Origin of the sequence: Neorhizobium petrolearium (assembly GCF_017873175.1) — a bacterium.
GTDB lineage: Bacteria > Pseudomonadota > Alphaproteobacteria > Rhizobiales > Rhizobiaceae > Neorhizobium > Neorhizobium petrolearium.
This window is the reverse complement of sequence record NZ_JAGGJW010000059.1, coordinates 1-1,301: the sequence shown is the minus strand read 5'-3', so window position 1 is coordinate 1,301 and position 1,301 is coordinate 1. Positions and strand designations below refer to the sequence as shown.

The following is a 1,301-nucleotide window of genomic DNA, read 5'->3' as shown; positions in this document are numbered from 1 at the left end:
TTGTCCATACCGGAGACATAGGTAACAGATCGTCCCTAAGACATGGGTGACAATCTCGTGCCGAACGGATTGTCGATGGTTTGCAAAGTTCGCTGCTCCAGGTCGATATATCCCAGATCATAGTGCATGAAGCTGACGAGCCAAATACCGTCGTCGACTTCCTTGATACCCAGTTTCTGCCCGGCCAGCACGGTCGAGATGTTGATCTTCTTGCGATAGATGCAGATGCGGCCGCAATTGGTGACCAGCGCCTCCCTGTCGTGGAAGGGGTAGTCGATTTCCGGCAGGCCTTGATAAGGTTGCGACGAGACTGTGTAGAGATCTGCGGGCACCTTCATGTCCAGTGCCTCGTGAGGGCGCTCCTCATTGAATTCGCGGACAAAAACATCGAAGCGGGCCTGCTGCTGGAGGATGTTTTTGCCGGGTGGTCTGGTCGCCTCTTTCTTCAGCGTCAGGTGCATGCGCTCATGCCGGCCGTTCTGTTGGGGACGGCCCGGCCTGATGCGCTCCAGCGTGATCCCGAGCCGCAGCCACCACACCGACAGTTTGGAGAGATTGTAGAGGCCGTTGGGACTGGCAAACGGCAAGCCGTTGTCGCTGCGGATCGCCGCCGGCAGGCCACGCTCGACAAACAACCGCCGAAAGGCGTCGAAGACACCTTGCTCGCGCGTCGACTCGAAGGCTTCACAGCAAAGAAGATAACGGGATACTTGGTCGGTGACGGTCAGCGGGTAACAGTATTGGCCATTGCCAAGCTTGAACTCGCCCTTGAAGTCGGCGCACCATAGATCGTTGGGCAGCGATGCCTGTGACAAGGCTGTCCCTTCGGCTCGATGTCGTTGCCGCTTACGGGCATGGGCGACCAGCCCATGTCGATCGAGGACGGCATGCACCGTACTCTTGGACGGCACGCGCACATCGCCGGCCAGGCGCTTCACCAAAAGCTCCCGGATCTTCCTAGCACCCCAATGCGGCTTGTTCTTCTTGCATGAGACGATCATCGCCTCGACCGGCTCGGGCAACTGGTTGGCATAACGCACCGGACGCCGAGATCGGTCGGTTAAGGCCTCCAGACCGTCGTCCTTATAGCGATTGAAGATTTTGTAACCGGTCTTGCGCGAGATGCCGAACTCCCGGCACACATCGCTCATGCCGTCGCCCTCCAGAAGCCGGGCGACAAAACGTAGACGTTCCTCCATCACCGAAGTCGCTTTCCACGGCATCAACACCTCCCGCCAAAAAGCGAAAAGTGTTACCCATGTCTCCGGTACGAAACGTCACCTATCTCTCGGGTTGGGCAC

1 protein-coding gene is annotated in these 1,301 nt (G+C 58.2%); it reads right to left on the bottom strand.

The genetic code is table 11. The annotated features are described in order from the left end of the window. Window positions 1-35: 35 nt before the first annotated feature. Window positions 36-1,223, bottom strand: a complete 1,188-nt coding sequence (locus J2046_RS33625; RefSeq protein ID WP_210059146.1) for an IS481 family transposase — start codon at window positions 1,221-1,223, stop codon at window positions 36-38. Between the last annotated feature and the right edge of the window lie 78 nt (window positions 1,224-1,301).

Coding starts and splice junctions, on each gene's coding strand:
- J2046_RS33625 (WP_210059146.1), bottom strand. CDS start 1,223: ATGCCGTGGAAAGCGACTTCGGTGATGGAGGAACGTCTACGTTTTGTC.